This is a genomic window from Ensifer sp. (assembly GCF_035999185.1).
Lineage (GTDB): Bacteria > Pseudomonadota > Alphaproteobacteria > Rhizobiales > Rhizobiaceae > Ensifer.
Genome location: NZ_DASYHB010000118.1, coordinates 15,359 through 36,169 on the forward strand (window position 1 = coordinate 15,359; position 20,811 = coordinate 36,169).

Annotated in this window: 19 protein-coding genes; 9 read left to right on the plus strand and 10 right to left on the minus strand. The window is 63.1% G+C overall.

Annotated elements, in window-relative coordinates:
• Nucleotides 1-30: 30 nt before the first annotated feature.
• The 3 genes from VGO04_RS14745 to VGO04_RS14755 are packed head-to-tail and all read right to left on the minus strand — an operon-like array spanning nucleotide 31 to nucleotide 3,084.
• A complete protein-coding gene (locus VGO04_RS14745) occupies nucleotides 31-411 on the minus strand; it encodes a DUF4870 family protein (protein ID WP_327496707.1) in 381 nt (126 codons plus the stop codon).
• Between the two features lie 25 nt (nucleotides 412-436).
• Nucleotides 437-1,648 carry a glycolate oxidase subunit GlcE gene (gene glcE, locus VGO04_RS14750; RefSeq protein ID WP_327496708.1) on the minus strand — a complete coding sequence of 404 codons (1,212 nt, stop codon included), beginning with the start codon at nucleotides 1,646-1,648 and terminating at the stop codon, nucleotides 437-439.
• Entirely contained in the window at nucleotides 1,645-3,084 is a 1,440-nt protein-coding gene (locus VGO04_RS14755) for an FAD-linked oxidase C-terminal domain-containing protein (RefSeq protein WP_327496709.1), read from the minus strand. The genes glcE and VGO04_RS14755 overlap by 4 nt, the downstream gene beginning before the upstream one ends.
• A 106-nt stretch (nucleotides 3,085-3,190) precedes the next feature.
• Here VGO04_RS14755 and VGO04_RS14760 point away from each other — a divergent pair, with 106 nt between their 5' ends.
• On the plus strand, nucleotides 3,191-4,087 hold the full coding sequence (locus tag VGO04_RS14760) for a LysR family transcriptional regulator (RefSeq protein ID WP_327496710.1): 897 nt from the start codon (nucleotides 3,191-3,193) through the stop codon (nucleotides 4,085-4,087).
• A 32-nt stretch (nucleotides 4,088-4,119) separates the two neighbouring features.
• Here the strand turns inward: VGO04_RS14760 and VGO04_RS14765 are convergent, their stop codons facing one another.
• Nucleotides 4,120-5,394 (minus strand): DUF3422 family protein, encoded by a 1,275-nt coding sequence (locus tag VGO04_RS14765; RefSeq protein WP_327496711.1) that lies wholly within the window; start codon nucleotides 5,392-5,394, stop codon nucleotides 4,120-4,122.
• Nucleotides 5,395-5,662: 268 nt separating this feature from the next.
• On the opposite strand from VGO04_RS14765, the gene VGO04_RS14770 reads away from it, so the two are divergent.
• The 6 genes from VGO04_RS14770 to VGO04_RS14795 all read left to right on the plus strand — a co-directional run bounded on the left by VGO04_RS14770 (nucleotide 5,663) and on the right by VGO04_RS14795 (nucleotide 12,131).
• Complete coding sequence (locus VGO04_RS14770; protein WP_327496712.1) at nucleotides 5,663-6,451, plus strand: FadR/GntR family transcriptional regulator; 789 nt, start codon at nucleotides 5,663-5,665, stop codon at nucleotides 6,449-6,451.
• A gap of 224 nt (nucleotides 6,452-6,675) precedes the next feature.
• Nucleotides 6,676-7,182 carry an NUDIX hydrolase gene (locus VGO04_RS14775; RefSeq protein ID WP_327496713.1) on the plus strand — a complete coding sequence of 169 codons (507 nt, stop codon included), beginning with the start codon at nucleotides 6,676-6,678 and terminating at the stop codon, nucleotides 7,180-7,182.
• 137 nt (nucleotides 7,183-7,319) lie between these two features.
• Nucleotides 7,320-8,825, plus strand: a complete 1,506-nt coding sequence (locus VGO04_RS14780) for an anion permease (RefSeq protein WP_327496714.1) — start codon at nucleotides 7,320-7,322, stop codon at nucleotides 8,823-8,825.
• A gap of 10 nt (nucleotides 8,826-8,835) precedes the next feature.
• The gene (locus VGO04_RS14785; protein WP_327496715.1) at nucleotides 8,836-9,573 is read left to right on the plus strand and encodes a 16S rRNA (uracil(1498)-N(3))-methyltransferase; all 738 of its coding nucleotides are present in this window, start codon (nucleotides 8,836-8,838) and stop codon (nucleotides 9,571-9,573) included.
• A 245-nt stretch (nucleotides 9,574-9,818) separates the two neighbouring features.
• On the plus strand, nucleotides 9,819-11,192 hold the full coding sequence (locus tag VGO04_RS14790; RefSeq protein WP_327496716.1) for a glutamate--cysteine ligase: 1,374 nt from the start codon (nucleotides 9,819-9,821) through the stop codon (nucleotides 11,190-11,192).
• A 108-nt stretch (nucleotides 11,193-11,300) separates the two neighbouring features.
• Complete coding sequence (locus VGO04_RS14795; RefSeq protein WP_327496717.1) at nucleotides 11,301-12,131, plus strand: DUF937 domain-containing protein; 831 nt, start codon at nucleotides 11,301-11,303, stop codon at nucleotides 12,129-12,131.
• 247 nt (nucleotides 12,132-12,378) lie between these two features.
• Here the strand turns inward: VGO04_RS14795 and VGO04_RS14800 are convergent, their stop codons facing one another.
• Entirely contained in the window at nucleotides 12,379-12,675 is a 297-nt protein-coding gene (locus tag VGO04_RS14800; RefSeq protein WP_327496718.1) for a DUF1127 domain-containing protein, read from the minus strand.
• Nucleotides 12,676-12,884: 209 nt separating this feature from the next.
• Between VGO04_RS14800 and VGO04_RS14805 the strand changes: the two genes are divergently transcribed.
• Nucleotides 12,885-13,835 carry a LysR substrate-binding domain-containing protein gene (locus VGO04_RS14805; RefSeq protein WP_077962266.1) on the plus strand — a complete coding sequence of 317 codons (951 nt, stop codon included), beginning with the start codon at nucleotides 12,885-12,887 and terminating at the stop codon, nucleotides 13,833-13,835.
• An 83-nt stretch (nucleotides 13,836-13,918) separates the two neighbouring features.
• Here the strand turns inward: VGO04_RS14805 and katA are convergent, their stop codons facing one another.
• Nucleotides 13,919-15,403, minus strand: a complete 1,485-nt coding sequence (gene katA / locus VGO04_RS14810) for a catalase KatA (protein ID WP_327496719.1) — start codon at nucleotides 15,401-15,403, stop codon at nucleotides 13,919-13,921.
• Nucleotides 15,404-15,587: 184 nt separating this feature from the next.
• Here katA and VGO04_RS14815 point away from each other — a divergent pair, with 184 nt between their 5' ends.
• Nucleotides 15,588-16,496, plus strand: a complete 909-nt coding sequence (locus VGO04_RS14815) for a hydrogen peroxide-inducible genes activator (protein ID WP_327496720.1) — start codon at nucleotides 15,588-15,590, stop codon at nucleotides 16,494-16,496.
• 27 nt (nucleotides 16,497-16,523) lie between these two features.
• Here VGO04_RS14815 and VGO04_RS14820 read toward each other — a convergent pair whose 3' ends face one another.
• The 4 genes from VGO04_RS14820 to guaB all read right to left on the minus strand — a co-directional run bounded on the left by VGO04_RS14820 (nucleotide 16,524) and on the right by guaB (nucleotide 20,732).
• Entirely contained in the window at nucleotides 16,524-17,399 is an 876-nt protein-coding gene (locus tag VGO04_RS14820; protein ID WP_327496721.1) for a dienelactone hydrolase family protein, read from the minus strand.
• A gap of 114 nt (nucleotides 17,400-17,513) precedes the next feature.
• A complete protein-coding gene (gene adhP / locus VGO04_RS14825) occupies nucleotides 17,514-18,542 on the minus strand; it encodes an alcohol dehydrogenase AdhP (protein ID WP_327496722.1) in 1,029 nt (342 codons plus the stop codon).
• A 190-nt stretch (nucleotides 18,543-18,732) separates the two neighbouring features.
• On the minus strand, nucleotides 18,733-19,149 hold the full coding sequence (locus tag VGO04_RS14830) for an MAPEG family protein (protein ID WP_327496723.1): 417 nt from the start codon (nucleotides 19,147-19,149) through the stop codon (nucleotides 18,733-18,735).
• Between the two features lie 80 nt (nucleotides 19,150-19,229).
• Nucleotides 19,230-20,732 carry an IMP dehydrogenase gene (guaB, locus tag VGO04_RS14835; protein ID WP_327496724.1) on the minus strand — a complete coding sequence of 501 codons (1,503 nt, stop codon included), beginning with the start codon at nucleotides 20,730-20,732 and terminating at the stop codon, nucleotides 19,230-19,232.
• Nucleotides 20,733-20,811: the final 79 nt, after the last annotated feature.

The window sequence follows — 20,811 nt, forward strand, 5'->3', positions numbered from 1 at the left end:
CGCAAGGACGCCGCAGCAGCAATCAAATAGCTAGACCATCCAGCTCTCAGGGTTGGTGATCGGTTCCTGGCGTGCCGCCCGTTGCAAACCGACGACGCAGCGCACGACGATCCACACGGCGGTGGCGACGAAGCCGAGAATGCCGATCAGCAGAACCGTGAGCAGCGTGGAGATAACGCCGAACAGCAGGGCGATCCAGAACGTCCGGATCGCCCAGATATAATGGGTCTGCACCCAGGGCGCACCCTTGCCGCGGTTGAGATAGGCAATCACCACGCCGATGATGGCGGTGATGCCGACCGCGAAGCCCACCAGGTAAAGCACATAGATCACCTGAATATTGATCTTGCCCGGCTCCAGCCAACGGTCGGTTTCTCGGGAAAACGGTGTCTGCGGACCATTGTCACTCATCAGTACCTCCCTTGTTCCGCGCGTCTCAGGAGATCGCGGCCATGCGGCCCGGATTGAAGATCCGGTGCGGATCGAACATCGCGCGGACGCGCTCGCTCAATTGTGCCACGGCCAAGGGTTGTGGTTCAAACGCTGGAATGGCGGTGCGGTAGCTGTCGTCCGCCCGGACCAACGTGGCATGCCCGCCACCGAGAACCTTGATGTAGCGGCGCACGAGTTCGACTTCGGGATCCGCCTCCATGCGCAGCCAGACGAGACCGCCCTGCCAGTCGTAGAAGGCATCGACGCCCGTCTGTAGCCGGAGCGCGGCCACAAGCTGGTGACCGAGCGACGGGGCGACGGAGACGCGCCAAAGCGGCCGTTTCGTGCCATCGGCATAGGGTTTGACATCGCGGATTTCAGCCCAGAGTCTCGAAGACCTTGTGGCATCGAGGCGCGCCACGGCGCCGAAACGCGCGAGCGCTTTTTCGAGCTTGTCTGCCCGGAGGGCCACGGACGCCTCCAGGCCCTCGAGCCTCAGAACGGTGGCGGCGCCGTCGGGAAGTTGCCTGTCGATGAACTGTCCGCGCACGCTTTCCGGCAGATGCGCGGCGCCGGACACTTCGGTCGTTTGCGCCATTGCCTCGGCCATCACCGCGGCGGCTTCGGCATCGTTCAGCCCGGAGACGACGACGGTGAGCGCCGTCGGTGGCACCGGCAGCACCCGGAAGGTGACCTCCGTCAGGATGCCGAGCGTGCCGTGCGAGCCCGCAATCAGCTTGACCAGGTCCAGGCCGGTGACGTTCTTCATCACCCGGCCGCCGGCCTTGATCGCCTCGCCGCGACCGTTGACGAAACGCACACCGAGCAGGCTGTCGCGGGCGGCACCCGCCACATAGCGCCTCGGGCCGGAGATATTGCCGGCAAATACCCCGCCAATTGTCGGCTCGCCCGACGACGCAAAGATCGGCCGATGATCCATCGGTTCGAAGGCGAGCATCTGCCGATTTTCGGCCAGCGCCTCATCAATCTCCCGCATGGGCGTGCCCGAAAGGGCCGTCATTGTCATCTCGGCCGGATTGTAGCTGACGATGCCGGACAGGCGACGGGTGGAGAGGACCCGGTCGGCACGCACCGGATTGCCAAGGCCGGCACGCGTGTTGCCGCCAATCACCGCGAGCGAAGCCCGGTCGGCGGCCATGGCACGAACGACGGTCGCAATCCCCTCTTCACTCGCCGGTTCGAAATGCACGATCATGCGGCCGGACGTCCTTCGAGCGGAAAGACCTTGGACGGGTTCAGGATCCATTGCGGATCGAAGGCGGCGCGCGCCGCCATCTGCTGGTCGAGGTCTGCCTGTGTATACTGATGCAGCATGAGGTCCCGCTTTTCGATGCCAACGCCGTGTTCGCCGGTCAGGCACCCGCCGGCGTCGACGCAGAGCTTGAGAATATCGTTGCCTGCGGCCTCGGCGCGCGCGGCGTCCTCGGGATCGTTGATGTTGTAGAGGATCAGCGGATGCATGTTGCCGTCGCCGGCATGAAAGACATTGGCGACGCGCAGGCCGTAGCTCGCGACGATTTCGCCGGTGCGGCGCAGCACATGCGAGAGCTGGCCGAGCGGCACGGTGCCGTCCATGCAGATGTAGTCGGCGATGCGGCCGGTCGCGCCGAAGGCGGACTTGCGCCCCTTCCAGATCGCTGCCGCTTCCATCGCGCTCTGGCATTCCTTGATCGTCGCGACCCCGTGGCGGCGTGCGACCGCAACGATGCTGGCGAGCATCGCATCCATCTCCTGTTCGGATCCTTCGACCTCGACGATCAGCAGGGCCTCGACATCAAGCGGGTAACCGGCATGGGCAAACGCCTCGCAGATCTCGATCGCCGGCTTGTCCATGAATTCCATCGCGACCGGGATGATGCCGGAGCCGATGACGTCGGCGACGCAGGCACCGGCGGCCTCAGACGAGGCAAAGCCGAAGAGCACGGGCCGTGCGCCCTCGGGCTTGGCGATCAGCCGGACCGTCGCCTCGGTGACGATGCCGAGCTGGCCTTCGGACCCGCACACGAGCCCGAGCAGATCGTATCCGGCCGCATCCAGAGCCTTGCCACCGAGTTCGACAACGGTGCCGTCGTGAAGCACCATCTTCACGCCAAGCAGATTGTTGGTGGTAACGCCGTATTTCAGGCAGTGGGCACCGCCGGAATTCATGCCGATGTTGCCGCCGATCGTGCAAGCAAGCTGCGAACTCGGATCGGGCGCATAGAAGAACCCGTCAGGGGAAACCGCCTCGGAAATGTTGAGATTGGTGACGCCGGCCTGGACCGTCGCCGTGCGATTGAAGAGGTCGATGTCGAGAATGCGCGACATCTTCGAAAGGCCGATGACGACGGCATCCTCCTGCGGAATGGCACCGCCCGACAAAGAGGTTCCGGCACCGCGCGGCACGACGGGAACGCCATAACGGCTGCAATATTTGAGGACGGCTGCGACCTGCTCAGTCGTTTCCGGCAAGGCGACGGCGAGCGGCATGCGGCGATAGGCGATGAAGGCGTCGGTCTCAAACGGCTTCAGCCCGCGCTCGTCGCTGATCAGGCAGGCCTCTGGCAACAGGTCGGCGAGGTCGGCCACGATCTCGCGACGCCGGGCGATAACCGACTGTTTCGGCTGCAGAAAACCGATCGTCTCCGCCATCAGGCCCTCCCGCCGCGCATCAATTGGTTCATTTTCTTTACCACTAGGAGAGAACCCCGGCAAATGCTATTGAGCTTTTCCGTTTTGGAAACAATGGCAACGATTGATGACGAATTTAGGCGATCTTGAGATTTTTGCACGGGTCGTTTCCACCGGAAGCATGTCGGCAGCGGGGCGGGTGCTGGGGTTTTCCCCAGCTGTCATCTCCAAGCGCATCAAAAGGCTCGAAGATCGCCTCGGCACGCGGCTTTTGCAGCGCACGACGCGCCAAATCTCGCTGACGGAAGCCGGCCAAGGCTTCTACGACCGCGTCCTCGGCATCCTCACCGGCATCGAAGAAGCGGAGGCCTACGCATCCGGGCGATCATCCCATGCGCTCGGCGTGCTCCGAATATCGGCGCCCACCTCTTTCGGCCGGATGCACATCGCACCGCACCTGACGACGTTCATGAAGGACCATCCGGACCTGAAGCTGCACATCGTCTTGACCGACGATTTCACCGACATCGTCGCCGACGGCTTCGACATGGCGGTCCGCATCGGCGAACTCACGGATTCGTCGCTGGTTGCACGCAAGCTCGCTCCGGTCCGCCGGCTGCTGTGCGCCGCACCGGACTACATCGCGCGCAACGGCGCGCCGAAAGAAATCGGCGATCTTGCCAACCACCTTTGCCTGCCCGCCCACAACAACGACAACTGGAAGCTTGAAGGACCGGAAGGCGCGCTCGTCTGGCACCCGGAGGGGCCGCTCGTCACCAACTCCTCGGAGATCGTGCGCGCCGCCGTCATCGCCGGCGCCGGCATTGCGCTCAGGTCCACCTGGGATATCGGCCCGGAACTGCGCAGCGGCCAGCTGGTCCAGGTGCTGCCGCAATGGGAAGGGTCAAAACACCTGACGCTGTCGGCGGTTTATCCAAGCCGCCAGTTCCTGCCGGCCAAGGTGCGGCTGTTCATCGACTACCTGGCCGAACTCTACGGCCCGATCCCCTACTGGGAGCAGTAGGCGGGGCAAGCCCCGCGCACCAGTCTTCGGCGCTACTTGTGATCGGCCTCTTCGTGATGGCGCCTTATGCGTCGCACGATCAGCCAGACGCCGGCGACGGCCACGGGTACGGCAAGACCCGTCAACAGGCCCGGATCGATCGGCAGCTCATGGCTGACCGCCTTGGCAAGATAGCCGAACAACCCGACGACATAATAGGAGATCGCCGCGACCGAGAGGCCTTCGACCGTCTGCTGCAGGCGCAACTGCAACTTTGCGCGCCGGTCCATCGAATTCAGAAGCGCGCTGTTCTGCCGTTCGAGCTCGACATCGACCCAGCTTCTGAGGAGTGCTGTGGCGCGGGCAAGCTTGCGTGACAGGTTCGCCTGGCGCTCCTCCACCGACTGGCAAGTGCGCATGGCCGGTGCGAGGCGGCGTTCAAGGAAGGTACCGACCGTCTCGTAGCCGGGCACCGGGGTTTCCGCGAGCGAGCGAATGCGCTCCTGGACGATGCCGTAATAGGCGCGGCTGGCGCCAAACCGATAAAGGCTAAGTGCTGCGCCCGCTTCGAGATCGGCGGCAAGCCGGGTGATCTCGGCCAGCATGTCATCGGCCTCCTCGCGGACATTTTCCTTCATGCGTTGGGTGATCGCCGTCAGACCGTCCTCGGTCCGGCGGATCTCCGGCGACAGCGATTGGGCAAGCGGCAGCCCCATCATCGCCAGCGTCCGGTAGGTTTCGATGTCAAGGAGACGCTGGACGAGCGCGCCGGTGCCGGCTTCCGTCATGCCGCGGTCGATCACCAGGATCTGCGTCAGGCCATCACCGTTCTGGCGGAAGTCGGTGACGATCACCGCCTGGCCGTTCTTGGTTTCGCTGTAACAGAGACTGGTCGGGTCGAAGAGCTTGATCGCCTCGCGGGTTTCGGGCGTATCGGCCCGGATCTCCAGACGGATGCCTGAGATCAGCGAGCCCGGCGGCGAGAAGCCGTCGCCGAAGGGATGGATCGGCACGTCACCACCGAACTGCTCCGGTGGCGGCGCGTCCCAGAAATAGGTCGAAAACTCGGTATGCCGCTCCCAGCGCAGCGTGCCCTGCCCCCAGGGCATGGCATGATGATTGGCGTCGCGACCGGGCGGCGCGATGCCTCGGGCGCGCGTCAACTCCGACAGCACGGCATGGTCGACAATCGAGCCGCCGTCCGTCAGGAAGGCGAGCTGAAAGATCACGCGCGGCGTCGTCACCAGCGCGTACGGGCGGGAGTGAACCTCACCCAAGGCAAGCGCTCGCATTGGCGCCACCGGAAATGCAAAACTACCCTTTGCCATGAAGCGCTTTGTCCCCCTCACGCGTTCATCACAACTTCCTTATCAACCAGACGAGCAAAAGAACAAAGGACGCATTGACGCAGTTTGATTTTTGTCAGCCGCGCAAACTGGACAATCAAATTGACCACTTTGCGCCGGATGCCTAGATTGCGGCCCAAAGCGGGAAGATCAGACGGGCGCGTTTTCCCGCTTCACCCTCGCAATCATGCCTATCGATCACGCTGTGACTGGGTCGTTCCCCAAGGCCCGTGATCCCGGAGACCCTGCCGTGACCGACGACCAGATCGAACTCTTCGCCCGCATCAGCCATAGCCGCACGGCGGACGAAGTCGTGCAGCAGATCGAGCTCCTGATCCTCGAGGGCGTGCTGCGCGACGGCGATCGGTTGCCGGGCGAACGTGATCTGTCCAAGCGCTTCGACGTGTCCAGGCCGATCCTGCGCGAGGCGCTGAAGGAACTCGAGACACGCGGTCTCGTCGACAGCCGTCATGGCGGCGGCACCTTCGTCGCCGATGTCGTCGGCCAGATCTTCTCCAAGCCGCTGATCGACCTCATCGCCCGCCACCACAAGGCAACGCAGGACTACCTCGAATACCGGCGCGAACTCGAGGGCCTGACGGCGGAACTGGCAGCGACCCGCGCCACCGATTTCGACAGAGACATCCTGACGCGGATCATCGAGCGCATGCGGGCGGCCCATGCCGCCGGCGACTTCGACGCCGAGCTCGAAGCCGATATCGAACTGCATCAGGCGATCGGCGAGAGCGCCCACAACATCATCCTGCTGCATACGCTGCGCGCCTGTTATCGCCTGTTGCAACAGGGCATCTTCTTCCACCGCAATTCGGTCTTCAACGCGCCGGGCGCCCACGACCGGCTGCTTGCCCAGCACGAAGCCATCTTTGACGCGATCATGGCCAAGGACCCGGCGGCCGCCAAGATGGCGGCGCAAAGCCATATCGACTTCGTCGCCGCAGCGACCCGCGAGGCGGAACGCACCGGCGAATGGAACCGCATCGCCCGGCTGCGCCTGCAGCAGCGTGACCGCACCGGCTGAGATTTCCAACCAGCCCCGCTTCAGGGCCAACGCGCGGTTGTCTTCTGGTTTGGAAAACCGCCGTGAAAACACCATATCCTGTCGTATCTGGACCACAGTCGGTCGAAAGCTGGCTGCATATCCAGCTGCCGAATGGCCGCAACATTTACACGCAACAGGACGCTGCCATACTGCCGTGAATATTAATTGTGATCACTGATTCGCCGAGAGGAGCGCAGACGACCTTGAACTTCCTGAACAGGCTCGCATCCGATGTCCAATTGATGCTGCGTCGCCCGGCGCGCATGCAATACGCCGCTCTGTGCTATCGCATTCGCAAGAAGACCAAGGCCCTCGAAATCCTCATGATCACCAGTCGCGACACCGGCCGCTGGGTCATCCCCAAGGGATGGCCGATGCAGGGAAAGCGCGCGCATGAAGTGGCCGAACGCGAAGCCTATGAAGAGGCTGGCGTCAAGGGACACGTGCAGAAGGCCGCCACCGGCTACTACCTCTACCAGAAGCGCATGGACCACGGCCTGAAGATTTCCGTCAAAGTGCAGGTTCACGCGCTCGAAGTCGACGATCTCTGCAAGCACTTTCCCGAAGAAGGGCGGCGGCAGCTCGAATGGGTCGACTACAAGGAGGCCGCGTCGCGTGTGGCCGAACCGACCCTGAAAGACCTCATCCTTGCATTCGGCGCACGCATGGCCACGTCCGCTGAGCTGGTGCCCAAGACGGCTAACGGTTAGCCTTACAGGCTGTTTTCCTAGCCATCCGCTGTCCGTTGAGCGCGTTCCCGGCGCCTTGTGGGCGGAGGTCCATCAAATCCACTTGAATGCATGTTGCTGTGGTCTTAGTGGCCGTGGTGACAACGGAGTTCGCCGCAGTGGCTAAGCCGCGCACACACCTCGCAAAGCAGACGATCGACAAGGACCTCGACAAGCTCAGTCTTGCCGAGGAAGCCTCGCAGCATGTCAGGCGCAGCCTCGCCGCGCCGGCGCTCGCCTGTCTGTTCCTGCTCCTGAGCATGGCTGTTGCCTCAAGCTTCGTCACGAGTTCCGCCACGGCGCCGATCATCATCGCGGCGGCCGCGATTGCCGGCTACATGGCGATGAACATCGGCGCCAACGACGTGACCAACAACGTCGGTGCCGCGGTCGGCGCCAAGGCGATGTCTATGGCGACGGCGCTGACCATCGCTGCCATTTTCGAGATTGCCGGCGCGCTCCTAGCCGGTCGGCAGGTCTCGCTGACGATCGAGGCGGGAATCGTCTATGGCGAAGATGTGCTCGGACCGCAGGCAATCGTGTGGATCATGATGGCGGCGCTGGCGTCGTCGGCCGCCTGGATCAACATCGCCACCTACTCCGGAGCTCCGGTTTCGACCACGCACTCGATCATCGGCGGCATCGTCGGCGCGGGTATCGCCGCTGCCGGATTTTCCAGCGTGCAATGGTGGTCGCTCGCCGGCATCACCTTGAGCTGGACCATCTCGCCGCTGCTTGGCGGCGCGATCGCGGCCGCCTTCCTCGCTTTCCTCAAGGAATTCATCATCTACCGCGAGGACAAGATTGCGGCGGCCCGGCGTTGGATGCCGGTCATCCTCGGCATCACCACCGGCTGCTTCACCGCCTATCTTGCCCTTATTGCATTGGTACAGGTCGCCGCAATCTCCCTGTCGACGGGGCTTGCCGCTGGGCTCATTGCCGGGGTCGCCGTCTATCTGCAGGCAAAACCCTGGATCTATCGCCAATCTGAAGGCCTCGACAACCGCAACCAGTCGCTGCGCAAGCTGTTCCGACTGCCGCTGATCGTGGCCGCCGCCCTCCTTTCGTTCGCCCACGGTGCCAACGACGTCTCGAACGCGATCGGCCCCTTGTCGGCCATCGTTTCAGCGCTCGACGGGGTCGTCACGACGCAGACTTCGCCGACGCCCCTCTGGGAGTTGGCGATCGGCGCGCTCGGCATTTCGATCGGCCTGCTGCTCTACGGCCCGAAGCTTATCCGGGTCGTCGGCCAGGAAATCACCAAGCTCAATCCGATGCGCGCCTTCTGCGTGGCGCTCGCCACCGCGGTGACGGTTCTGCTCGCATCGGCGCTCGGTCTGCCGATCAGTTCGACCCACACGGCGGTCGGCGCTGTCTTCGGCGTCGGTTTCTTTCGTGAATGGTACATCCGCAATTCCAAGCGGCGCCTGGAATATGTCCGGCAAAAGACAGGCCAGGCCGATTTCATGGAGGCTGCGGAAACGAACTTCGCCGAGGTGCGTCGCCGGCGCCTCGTGCGCCGCTCGCATTTCCTGACAATTGTCGGCGCGTGGGTCATCACGGTGCCGGCATCGGCCCTGCTCTCGGCCGTCCTCTATTTCATTCTATCCAGCATTTTCATGTGAAGGTCCCGATATGCGCGCCAATTTCCGCATGCAGCGCCTGTTCGTCGAGCACTCCCTCCAGGCGGGGTCCGCCCACGAGGCGACGAAGGAACAATTCAACTATCTCGTCAACGTGCTGCGCTACGAGGAAGGCTCTTCGATCCTCGTCTTCAACGGGCGTGACGGCGAGTGGCGCGCGGAGCTTTCCTTCGCAGCCAAGAAAAAGCTGGTGCTGACGTCGGTCGAACAGACACGGCCGCAGCCTGAACCGTGCGATCTTGTCTACCTCTTCGCGCCGCTCAAGGTCGGGCGGCTCGATTATCTCGTCCAGAAGGCCGTCGAAATGGGCGCCGGTGTGTTGCAGCCGGTCACGACGCAGCATGTGCAGGGCAAACTCGGCAATATCGAGCGCGTGCGCGCCAATGTCATCGAAGCGGCCGAACAGTGCGGCGTTCTCGGAATTCCCGATGTCGAAGAACCGCGGCGGCTCGAGGATGTTCTTGCCACCTGGCCAACCGATCGGCGCATCATATTCTGCGACGAAGGCAGCGACAGCCAGAACCCGCTGCCCGTTCTTTCTGCCATCAAGGAAAAGAAGCTCGCTCTGCTGATCGGGCCCGAAGGCGGATTTTCCGAAGCCGAACGCACCCTGCTGCGCAGCCTCGAATTCGTCAGCGCCATCCCGCTCGGGCCGCGCATCCTGCGCGCCGATACCGCAGCCGTTGCCGCGATGGCGGTCATCCAGGCGACCGTCGGCGACTGGCGGTAGCCGGTCGGTTCCGGAACAGACAGGCCGTCGGCTCCTCTCCTAAGAGAAGGGGAAAATTCCGGAACAACGAACGGTTGGAAAGCCCGGCCTGCTGCTCGGGCACTTGCCCCAGCGCAAGCAATCGTCCTACTTTTTTTGATGAGACCTTGAAAGAAATTGACTTGCACCGCACCTGATTACGGTTCAAGCAGCCTTCATCAACTCCCGCTATCCAGCGGCAGTCGCCCAAACAAAAGAAGACGCTCATGGCCCGAGATACCACCGACCAGACGCCGGTAACCTCTGTCGCTGACCTGACCGCCTACCTGGCCGAAGGTTCGAAACCGGAGGAGCGGTTCCGGATCGGCACGGAGCACGAAAAGTTCGCCTTCTTTAAGGCGGACAACAGCCCCGTCCCCTATTTCGGCGACGCCAGCATCCAGGCGCTTCTGAACGGCATGGCCGCCAAGAACGGCTGGGAGCCGATCGTCGACGAGGGCAACATCATCGGCCTTGCCGAACAGTCGGGTAACGGTGCGATTTCGCTGGAACCGGGCGGCCAGTTCGAGCTTTCCGGCGCTCCGCTCGAGAACCTGCACCAGACCTGCAAGGAATCGAACCAGCACCTGGCGGTGCTGCGCGAAGTCGCCGAGCCACTCGGCATCCGTTTCCTCGGCATCGGCGGCAGCCCGAAATGGACCTTCGACGAAACCCCGCGCATGCCGAAATCGCGCTACGGGATCATGAGCCGCTATATGCCCAAGGTCGGCACCAAGGGCCTCGACATGATGTACCGCACCTGTACGATCCAGGTGAACCTCGACTTTTCCTCGGAAGAGGACATGCGCCGCAAGATGCAGGTGTCGCTGAAGCTGCAGCCGCTTTCGACCGCGCTGTTTGCCAGCTCGCCGTTTACCGACGGCAAGCCGAACGGACTGCTTTCCTGGCGCGGCGACATCTGGCGCGACACCGACAACCAGCGCGCCGGTCTTCTGCCCTCCGCCTTCCGTCCGGATTTCGGCTTTGCCGACTATGTCGAGTGGGCGCTCGACGTGCCGATGTACTTCGTCGTGCGCGACGGCCACTACCACGATTGTACCCACGTCACCTTCCGCCAGTTCATGAACGGCGCGCTCAAGGGCGAGATTGCCGACTGGCAGCCGAACATGGGCGACTGGACCAACCACCTCTCGACACTGTTCCCCGATGTGCGCCTGAAGCGCTTCCTCGAAATGCGCGGCGCCGATGGCGGTCCGTGGCGGCGGATCTGCGCGCTGCCGGCCTTCTGGGTTGGCCTGCTCTACGACCGCGAAGCGCTCGACGCCGCCGAGGCGCTGACGCGCGACTGGACCTTCGAGGAAGTGAGCGCGATGCGCAATGCGGTTCCGGTTCAGGCGCTTTCGACCAAGTTCCGCACCGGCACCCTCTACGACATCGCGCGTGAGGTGCTTGCGATTTCGCGCGGCGGCCTGAAGCGCCGCAACCGGTTGAACGGCGATGGCGTCGACGAAAGCCAGTTCCTGGCGCCGCTCGACGAAGTGCTCGCGAAGAAGGCAACGCTCGCCGAGGATCTGCTGGCGCTCTACAATGGCCGCTGGAACGGTTCGGTCGATCCGGTCTTTGCCGAGTACCAGTACTGAGGGCCGCAAGGCACCTTCAAAAAGCGGTTCCCAGCCTCCGATTTCCCGTTATAGTGCAAGGATATGCGTCGCTTTCAGCGTCGCGCGTCAAGCCGAAGGGGAACTGGCATGGCACCGCTTTTTGACATGTTCGCGCAGGCGCAGAATGGCAAGGCTATCGAGCTGATGGCGCAGCAATTCGGCATCGCCCAGGAACAGATGACCAAGGCGACTGCGGCGTTGCTGCCGGCGTTTTCCGCAGCCTTCAAGCGCAACACCACCAATCCTTATGATTTCGGCGCGCTGCTGACGGCCCTTGGCAGCGGCAACTATGCCAAATACTTCGAAGACGTCAGCCAGGCGTTCACGCCACAGGGCATGGCTGACGGCAACGGCGTTCTCGGGCAATTGTTCGGCTCTAAGGACATGTCGCGCGCCATTGCCGCGCAAGCCGCCCAGCTCACCGGCATCAGCCAGGAAATCTACAAGCAGATGCTGCCGGTCATGGCCGACACGCTGATGGGCGGGCTGTTCAAGCAGACGACCGGACAGTTTGCAGCCGCAAGCGACGCCTTCGCCAACAATCCGATGGCAACGGCGATGCGGCAATGGATGGAGGCCACCGGCTTTGCCAAGAAGCCGGAACCGCAACCGAATCCGTTCGACAACCCCTTCACCCAGGCCATGCAAGGCTTCTTCGGCATGGGCAAGAAGGAAGAGGAAAAGCCCAAGGCAGCCGACGTCTTCGCTGACAACCCGTTCGTCAAGGCGTTTCAGGACATGATGCAGGCGGGTGCGGCCGGTGCGCAGAAGCCGGCAGCCGATAACCCGGCGGTCGCGCAATTCTCGCAGGTGATGAACAGCATGTTCGACACCGGGCTCGAGATGCAGAAGGAATACCAGAAGAACGTCGAAGCGCTTTTCGACATCTACAAGACCGGCCCTAGCGCCAAGAGCTAAACGGCCCCAAACGCCCTCACCCTGCCCCGCGCAAAAAGAAAAAGGCCCGGTACATGTCTTGGTCATGTACCGGGCCAAGCGGCAGGGTCTATTGGCTCTACCCTGCGGGGAACGTTTGGGCGCGCGACCGTTGAGACCAGCAGCACCGAAACTTCAGAATTCGCAGCATGATCCGCGGCGGCGGCAGGCTTTCGCGGATCATGCTCGACTGGCACATCTCAAGCGGCGGGATGCGCCATAGGGAAAATCAATCGTGGCGGGTCCCCTTGTAAAAGAGGCTCGCACGGTTTCGCGACGCACGCGTCAGGTAACTCGCCGGACTGTCGAAGAAGGGCGAGGTGATGGCCTCCTTCACGTCTTCGCGCTTAAGCCCCATATCGAGGAGCTGGCGGTCATCCAGGTCATTCAGACGGCCGATCGCATATCGGTTGCGCAGTTGGCGCCATGTGGACGTCAGCATACCCGTCACGCCGACGGCGCGGGCGGCATGGGACTGCTTTCCGGCAACGAGGTCGAGATCGAGGACGTGCTGTGTCGTGCGCATGACGGTACTCCTTCTTCCAGGCACGAAGAGACCCATCCCCTGCGGGGAGATCAGACGCAGGGGCGGGCCAAGAAATTTGGGAACGACCGGCATCATTGCCGGCAAGGGATCGATGAATTTGCCCCCGATAGATCGCAAATCCTTATTGATCAGTCCAACGAATGTTTTTAATGATATTCATCAAACAATCTTATGGATGCATCATAGCCATGTCCGCACCCCTTGATATCGATCAACTTCAGACCTTCGTCGCGATCGCTGATACGGGCAGTTTTACCAAGGCGGCCGACCGGGTTTTCAAGACGCAATCAGCCGTTTCCATGCAGATGCGGCGACTGGAAGAGCGCATCGGCAAGGCGCTGTTCATGAAGGATGGCCGCGGCAACCGGCTGACGGTCGAAGGCGACCGGCTGCTGAATTTCGCCCGCCGGATGATCCGCCTCAACAACGAAGCGATCGCTTCGTTTGACGACAATCGGCTGGAGGGCACGCTCCGGATCGGCACACCCGACGACTATGCCGACCGCTACATGCCCGAGATCATCATGCGTTTTGCCAAGACGCATCCGAATGTCGAGCTCTACATCGTTTGCGAACCTTCGGTCGATCTCGCCGAGAAGATGGCCAAGGGCGACCTCGACATCGCGCTCGTCACGCACAATCCGCGCGCCCGGGCCTCCGACGTCGTCCGGACCGAGCCGCTCTGCTGGGTCGGCTCGATCAACCACCCGCTGCCGGAGAACGCGCCGATCCCGCTTGCCGTCGGTCGTCGCGACTGTCTGTGGCGGCAGGCGGCCTGTGCAGCGCTCGATGCGACCGGCCGAGAGTACCAGATCCTGTTCACCAGCTGGTCGTCGACCGTCGTCGCCGCGGCCGTTCTTGCCGGCATGGCCGTTTCGGTCCTGCCGGAATCGGCCCTTCGTCCCGGCATGAAGGTGCTGACGCTTGCCGACGGCTTCCCGGCGCTGGCGCCGGTGCAGATCGGCATCATGAAGCGGCCGGGCCTTTCGCCTTCGCTTTCCAATGCGATCAGCAACCACATCACCGCCTGCCTCGACAACATCACGCCGATCAGCGCCAACGACGACCTTGAAGCCGATATCAAGGGCTTCCCCCGTTATCCGCGGCTGCGTCAGAGCCATATGCTGCCGGGCTGGTAAGAACGGATAGAAACGTCAAAAAGGCCACGCACCGGCAGGTAAGTGGCCTTTTTCTTTGAGCGATGAGCGAGCGCCCGCCCCGCCTATTCGGCAGCGCTGTTGACTGCCTCCACTTCATAGTTGTGGGCCGCCCGGAGAGCCGCGCGCACGCCAGCCTCATAGTCGGGATGGACGCGCTTGAAATGGGCGAGCTGTCGCTCGACGATCATCCCCGGCACCCCGCCCATCGCGGCCGCGATGTTGGAGAACAGGCGCGTCTTCTGGCCCGCGTCGAACAGGTTGAACAGCGCCCTCGGCTGGCTGTAGTCATCGTTGCCCTCCCGGTGGTCGTAGCGACCCATGTCGCCGCTGATGCGCAGCGGTGGCTCCATCGCGGATGGCAGCTGCGCCGGACCATTGAACGAATTCGGCTCGTAGTAGGCGTTGGGATTGCCGGTCTTGATGCCGCCGAACGTATTCATCTGGCCGTCGCGGTGATAGTGATGCACCGGGCATTTCGGCTGATTGACCGGGATGTGCTCGTAGTGCGTGCCGAGGCGGTAGCGGTGCGCATCCGCATAGGAGAAGAGCCGCGCCTGCAGCATCTTGTCCGGCGAAAAGCCGATGCCCGGCACGATGTTCGACGGCGAGAAGGCTGCGTTCTCGACCTCGGCAAAATAGTTCTCCGGATTGCGGTTGAGCTCCAGCACGCCGATCTCGATCGGCGGGTAGTCCGCATGCGGCCACACCTTGGTGAGGTCGAAGGGGTTGTACGGTGTCTTGTCTGCGTCGAGTTCCGGCATGATCTGCACCTGCAGCGTCCAGCGCGGATAGTTGCCCTCCTCGATCGCGCCGTAGAGCGCTTCCTGGTAGCTCTCGCGGGTGCGGCCGATGACGTCAGCCGCCTCGGCGTTGGTGTAGTGCTTGTGGCCGTGCTGGGTCTTGAAGTGGAATTTTACCCAATAGCGCTCGCCGGCATCGTTCCAGAACGAGAAGGTGTGGGAGCCGTAGCCGTTCATGTGCAGCGGCGAGACCGGACATCCTCTGTCGGACATCAGGATCGTCACCTGATGCAGGCTTTCCGGTGACAATGACCAGAAGTCCCACATGGCGGTCGCCGAGCGCAGGTTGGTCTTCGGGTGACGCTTCTGGGTGTGGATGAAGTCCGGGAACTTGTAGGGATCGCGCACGAAGAAGATCGGCGTGTTGTTGCCGACGAGGTCCCAGTTGCCTTCAGGCGTATAGAATTTCAGTGCGAATCCGCGCACGTCGCGCTCGGCATCGGCCGCGCCCTGCTCGCCCGCAACCGTCGAGAAGCGCGCCAGCATCGGCGTCTCAGTGCCCGGCTGCAGCACCTTGGCCTTGGTGTAGCTGGAAATGTCTCCAGTGATCTTCAGCGTGCCGTAGGCGCCCCAGCCCTTGGCGTGTACGGCGCGCTCAGGGATACGCTCGCGGTTTTGATGCGACAGCTTCTCGATAAGCTGGTAGTCCTGCATCATCACGCCGCCACGCGGACCTGCGGTCAGCGCATTCTGGTTGTCCGGCACCGGGGCTCCGGCCGTCGTCGTCAATATGGGTCGATCCGACATCGCGTCCTCCTTTTAGGGTTTCGCGCCCGGGAGGTCGGGCAGGATTGCCCGACGGCAACTGAGGAAGCTGCCAGCCGCAAATCGCGGCGCTCAAAGCCCGGACGCTTCGGCAAGGCGTTTTTCCCACAGGGCTTCGATAATCTCCAATTGCATATAAATTAAAAATCGATAGGATTTTCCTATCATGCTTACACTCAGACAGATGCGTTACTTCGAGGCGCTGGCCTCCGCCCGACACTTCGGCAAGGCTGCCGAACTCGTCCATGTCAGCCAGCCGGCGCTTTCGGCGCAGATCATGGAAATGGAAAGCCACCTCGGCGTGAAGCTGGTGGAGCGCAGCCGCAGCGGCGTTCTCTTGACCCGCAAGGGCGAAGAGGTGTTGGCCCGTGCCCGCGCCATCCTTGTCGAGGTGGATCTGCTGGAGCAGAGCGCACGGACAAGTTCCGGCACCCTGGAAGGGCGTATCCGTATCGGCGTCATTCCGACGCTTGCCCCCTATCTCGTGCCGCGACTGGTACCGCATTTGCGCAGCATCTATCCGGCAATCGAAATCGAGCTGAAGGAATCGGTGACGTCGCGACTGGTCGGCGATCTCGGGGACGGCCTGCTCGATGCGGTGATCGCGGCCTTGCCGATCGACACGGATGGGCTTGCGACGAAGCCGCTCTTCTCCGACCGGTTCTACATGGCCATGGCCGACAACGAGCGGAACATTCTGATGTCACCGCTGACAGAGGACCAGGTGGACGTCGAACAGCTGCTGCTGCTGGAAGAAGGGCATTGCCTGCGTGATCAGGCACTGGCCGTCTGCAGCACGGCTGGCAAGCGCCGCCTTGTCTCGTTCGGCGCCACCTCGATGACGACGCTGTTGCAGATGGTCGCGAACGGCATGGGCATGACGCTCATTCCCGAGATCGCGATCGCGACGGAAGCCTCGCGCAACGCGATCCGCATCGTGCCCTTCGCGGCCCCAGAGCCGGCCCGCGAGATCGGCCTCGTCTGGCGCCGCAGCAGCCCGCGCGAGCGCGACATGGACGCGCTCGCGACCGCCATCAGCGACTGCGCCGACCATATCCGGGTGGCGGCCGCCTGAGGCTCGTCGCGCTCAGGCTAACCACGTTCAGGCGAGCTTGGCCTTCAGGAACTCAACCGTCCGGCCCCAGGCGAGATCGGCGGCGGCCTTGTCGTAGCGGGCGGCCGACGTGTCGTTGTTGAACGCATGGTTGACGCCGTCATAGACATAGATCGTCGCGTCCTTTCCGTCGTCCTTCAGCGCCTTCTGATAGGCCTCGATGCCGGCATTGATGCGATCGTCGAGGCCGGCATAGTGCAAGAGCAAGGCCGCCTTGATCTTCGGCACATCCTCGGCCTTGGGCTGCGCGCCGTAATAGGCAACACCGGCCTTGAGGTCTGGCGAACCCACCGCGAGCCGGTTGACGAGACCGCCACCCCAGCAGAAGCCGATGGCGCCGACCTTGCCGGTCGATTGCTGGTGTTGCTCGAGGAACGCAACAGTCGCTGCCGCATTCGCCGTCGTTGCCGCGGCATCGAGCGCACCGATCATTTCGCGCGCCTTGTCCTCGTCCGGCGGTGTGCCGCCCGAAGGCGAGAGGAAATCCGGGGCGAGCGCGAGGAAGCCTTCGAGCGCCATGCGGCGCGCCACGTCGCGGATATGCGGATTGAGCCCACGGTTCTCGTGGATGACGATGACCGCCGGCAGCTTGCCGCTCACATCCTTCGGGCGGACGAGATAACCTTTCATATCGCCGGCAGTTCCGGGATAGGAGATGTCTTCGCCGGTGATCCGCGCGTCGGTCGCGGCAACGATTTCGGCCTTGGCGCCGTTGGCGGCAAGCAGCGGCACGATCGCGGCTGCCGCGGCCGCGGAGCCGGCCAATCCGGTGAGTTTTTCCATGAACCGGCGGCGATCAAGCGTCAGGTGCGTATATTCATCATAGGCTTCGATCATCGCCTGGGTGATTGTCGGTTCCCGCATGTCAGCCTCCTTCGGTTTCGTTCTCCCGCGGCGGCAGACAGAAACCGCCCGCGACAGAATAGGTCGGCGGGCGGCATCGAACAGACAAACTTGCGTTACCGGCCGTGATCGGCGTCAGCCGTTGAGGTCGAGCACGATGCGGCCGTCGATCTTGCCCTCCTCCATGCGCTTGAAGATGGCGTTGATGTTTTCGATCTTGTCCCAGGTGAAGTGCGAGGCGACCTTGCCCTCGCCGGCAAACTCCAGAGACTCCTCCAGGTCCTGGCGGGTACCGACGATCGAGCCGCGAATGGTGATGCGTTTCAGCACCGTGTCGAAAATCGGCACGCACATCTGGCCGGGCGGTAGGCCGACCAGCGCCATCGTGCCCTTGGAGCGCAGCATGTTGAACGCCTGCTCCATCGCCTTGGGTGCCACGGCCGTCACCAGCGCCCCGTGCACGCCGCCGGTTGCCTTCTGCACCTGTTCGACCGCGTCCTTGTCGCGCGCATCGACGACGAGGTCGGCACCGAGCTTTGTCGCCAGTGCCAGCTTGTCCGGGAAGATGTCGACGGCCGCGACATGCATGCCCATGGCCTTGGCGTACTGTACCGCCATGTGGCCAAGGCCACCGATGCCGGAGATCAGCGCCCACTCGCCCGGGCGCACCTCGGTTTCCTTCAGCCCCTTGTAGACGGTGACGCCGGCGCAAAGAACTGGAGCGGCCGGCCCGAACTCGAGCTTGTCCGGCAGGCGACCGACGAAATCCGGATCGGCCAGACCATACTGGGCAAAGGTGCCATTGACGGAATAGCCGGTGTTTTGCTGGCTGCCGCAGAGCGTTTCCCAGCCGGTGCGGCACGGCGTGCAGCCGCCGCAGGCGGTATGCAGCCAGGGCACGCCGACGCGGTCGCCTTCCTTCAGACGGCCAACACCCGCCCCAAGGCCGGCGACATAGCCGACGCCCTCATGGCCGGGAATGAAAGGCGGCTTCGGCTTGACCGGCCAGTCGCCGTTGGCGGCGTGCAGATCCGTATGGCAGACGCCGGTCGCCTCGTACTTGATCAGCACCTGGCCGGGGCCCGGCTTCGGGATCGGCATATCCTCGATTACCAGCGGCTTGCCGAATTCGCGCACCACGGCGGCTTTCATCGTTGCGGTCATCTCGTCCTCCGATGCGTTGTCGACCAACGTCGGCGCAAGACCGCAGCCTCGTTGCAAGGCCCACGGTCACGCTAACGGCGGCAAGACTACTCCCAAAAGCGGCGAACGGTATTTGACACGTATCAAGACGCGGCGATCGATACGAAAATTGTCTCAGATTTGCGTCAGATGACGGGCGGTAGACCCCGGATTAGCTCATCGCCATCCAGACGGCGAGCCACACCCACATGGCGAAAACAGCCGCGAAACCCGCCATGAACAGCGGCCGGCGATAACGGATGCGGTTGCTGGTCACATGCACGAGGGCATGCACATAGCGCAGTGCGACGAAGAGCCAGGCGAGGACGACGGAGACGATGTTGTCGGCCTCGGTGATGTAGAGCAACACGCAGCAGACGTAGAACAGGACAGGCAGCTCGAACTGGTTGGCGATGCTGTTCTTGACCACCAGGCTTTCGCCCGGCTCGTCGCGGTTCTCGCGAAACTGGGCGGCGTTGGCCTTGCCGGCACGGACCAGGCTCATCCGCCGGAAGGAGAGCAGCGCGTAGAGGCAGAAGACGAGAAAGACATGGGCGATGATCGGCCAGAAAATCTCGAAACCCGTCATCACGCTACTCCCTGAAAACACTTACTCTGAAAAGACGGAGGGCGCCGCGAGATCATGCGGCGCCCTCGCATTTTTGGTGATCAGTGCGCGCCCGGATAGTTCGGGCTCTCGCGGGTGATCGTCACGTCATGGGCATGGCTTTCGCGAAGGCCCGCGCCGGAGATGCGCACGAACTGGGCGCGCTCCTGGTATTCCTTGATCGTCGGACCGCCGACATAGCCCATGGAGGCCTTGAGGCCGCCTGCGAGCTGGTGCAGCACGCCTGCGACCGGGCCCTTGTAGGGAACCTGGCCTTCGATGCCTTCCGGAACGAGCTTCAGCGTGTCGCGCACTTCCGCCTGGAAGTATCGGTCTGCCGAGCCGCGCGCCATGGCGCCGACGGAACCCATGCCGCGATAGGCCTTGAAGGAGCGGCCCTGGTAGAGGAAGACTTCGCCCGGGCTTTCATCAGTGCCGGCAAGCAGCGAGCCGATCATGACGGCCGAGGCACCGGCGGCAATCGCCTTGGCAAGGTCGCCGGAGAACTTGATGCCGCCATCGGCAATGACCGGGATGCCGGCAGCCTGGGCGGCTTCGACAGCACCCATGATCGCAGCCAGCTGCGGCACGCCGACGCCGGCGACGATGCGCGTGGTGCAGATCGAGCCCGGGCCGATACCGACCTTGACCGCATCCGCGCCGGCGTCGATCAGCGCCTTGGTACCGGAAGCGGTGGCGACGTTGCCGGCCATGATGCGAACGGAGTTGGACAGCTTCTTGACGCGGCCGACGGCATCGAGCACGCGCTGCGAATGGCCGTGGGCCGTGTCGACGACGATCAGGTCGATGCCGGCGTCGATCAGCCGTTCGGCGCGCTCGAAGCCGTCGTCGCCAACCGAGATGGCGGCAGCGGCGCGAAGGCGGCCCTGCGCGTCCTTGGAGGCGTTCGGGTTGAGCTGCGCCTTTTCGATGTCCTTGACGGTGATGAGACCGACGCAGCGACCGTCGCCGTCGACAACCAGCAGCTTTTCGATACGGTGGGCGTGCAGCAGGCGCTTGGCTTCCTGCTGGTCGACGCTTTCCTTAACGGTCACGAGGTTCTCGTGCGTCATCAGTTCGTGGATCTTCTGGTTCGGATCCGAGGCGAAACGAACGTCGCGGTTGGTGAGAATACCGACGAGACGGCCCTGCTTCTGGCCGCCGGCACCGCCGTTTTCAACGACCGGAATGCCAGAGATGCCGTGCTGCTTCATGAGGCCCAGCGCATCGGCGAGCTTGGCGTCGGGGCCGATGGTCACCGGATTGACGACCATGCCGCTTTCGAACTTCTTGACCTGGCGAACCTCTTCGGCCTGTTCGGCCGGCGTCAGGTTGCGGTGGATGACGCCGATGCCGCCGGCCTGCGCCATGGCGATAGCAAGACGCCCTTCGGTGACCGTGTCCATTGCCGAAGACAGGATCGGCAGGTTGAGGTCGATATCCTTCGCAATGGTGGTGGCGATATTGGTCTGACCCGGCATGACTTCGGAATGTCCGGGCAGAAGCAGGACGTCGTCGAAGGTCAGAGCCTCCAGACCGGTTGCCGTTTCGATGATGCGCGCCATGGCCAATTCCCTTCAATAAACGAAAACCCCCGGGGGCAATTTGTCCACCGGGCGACTTCAAAGCGTGTCTTGGAAGTTG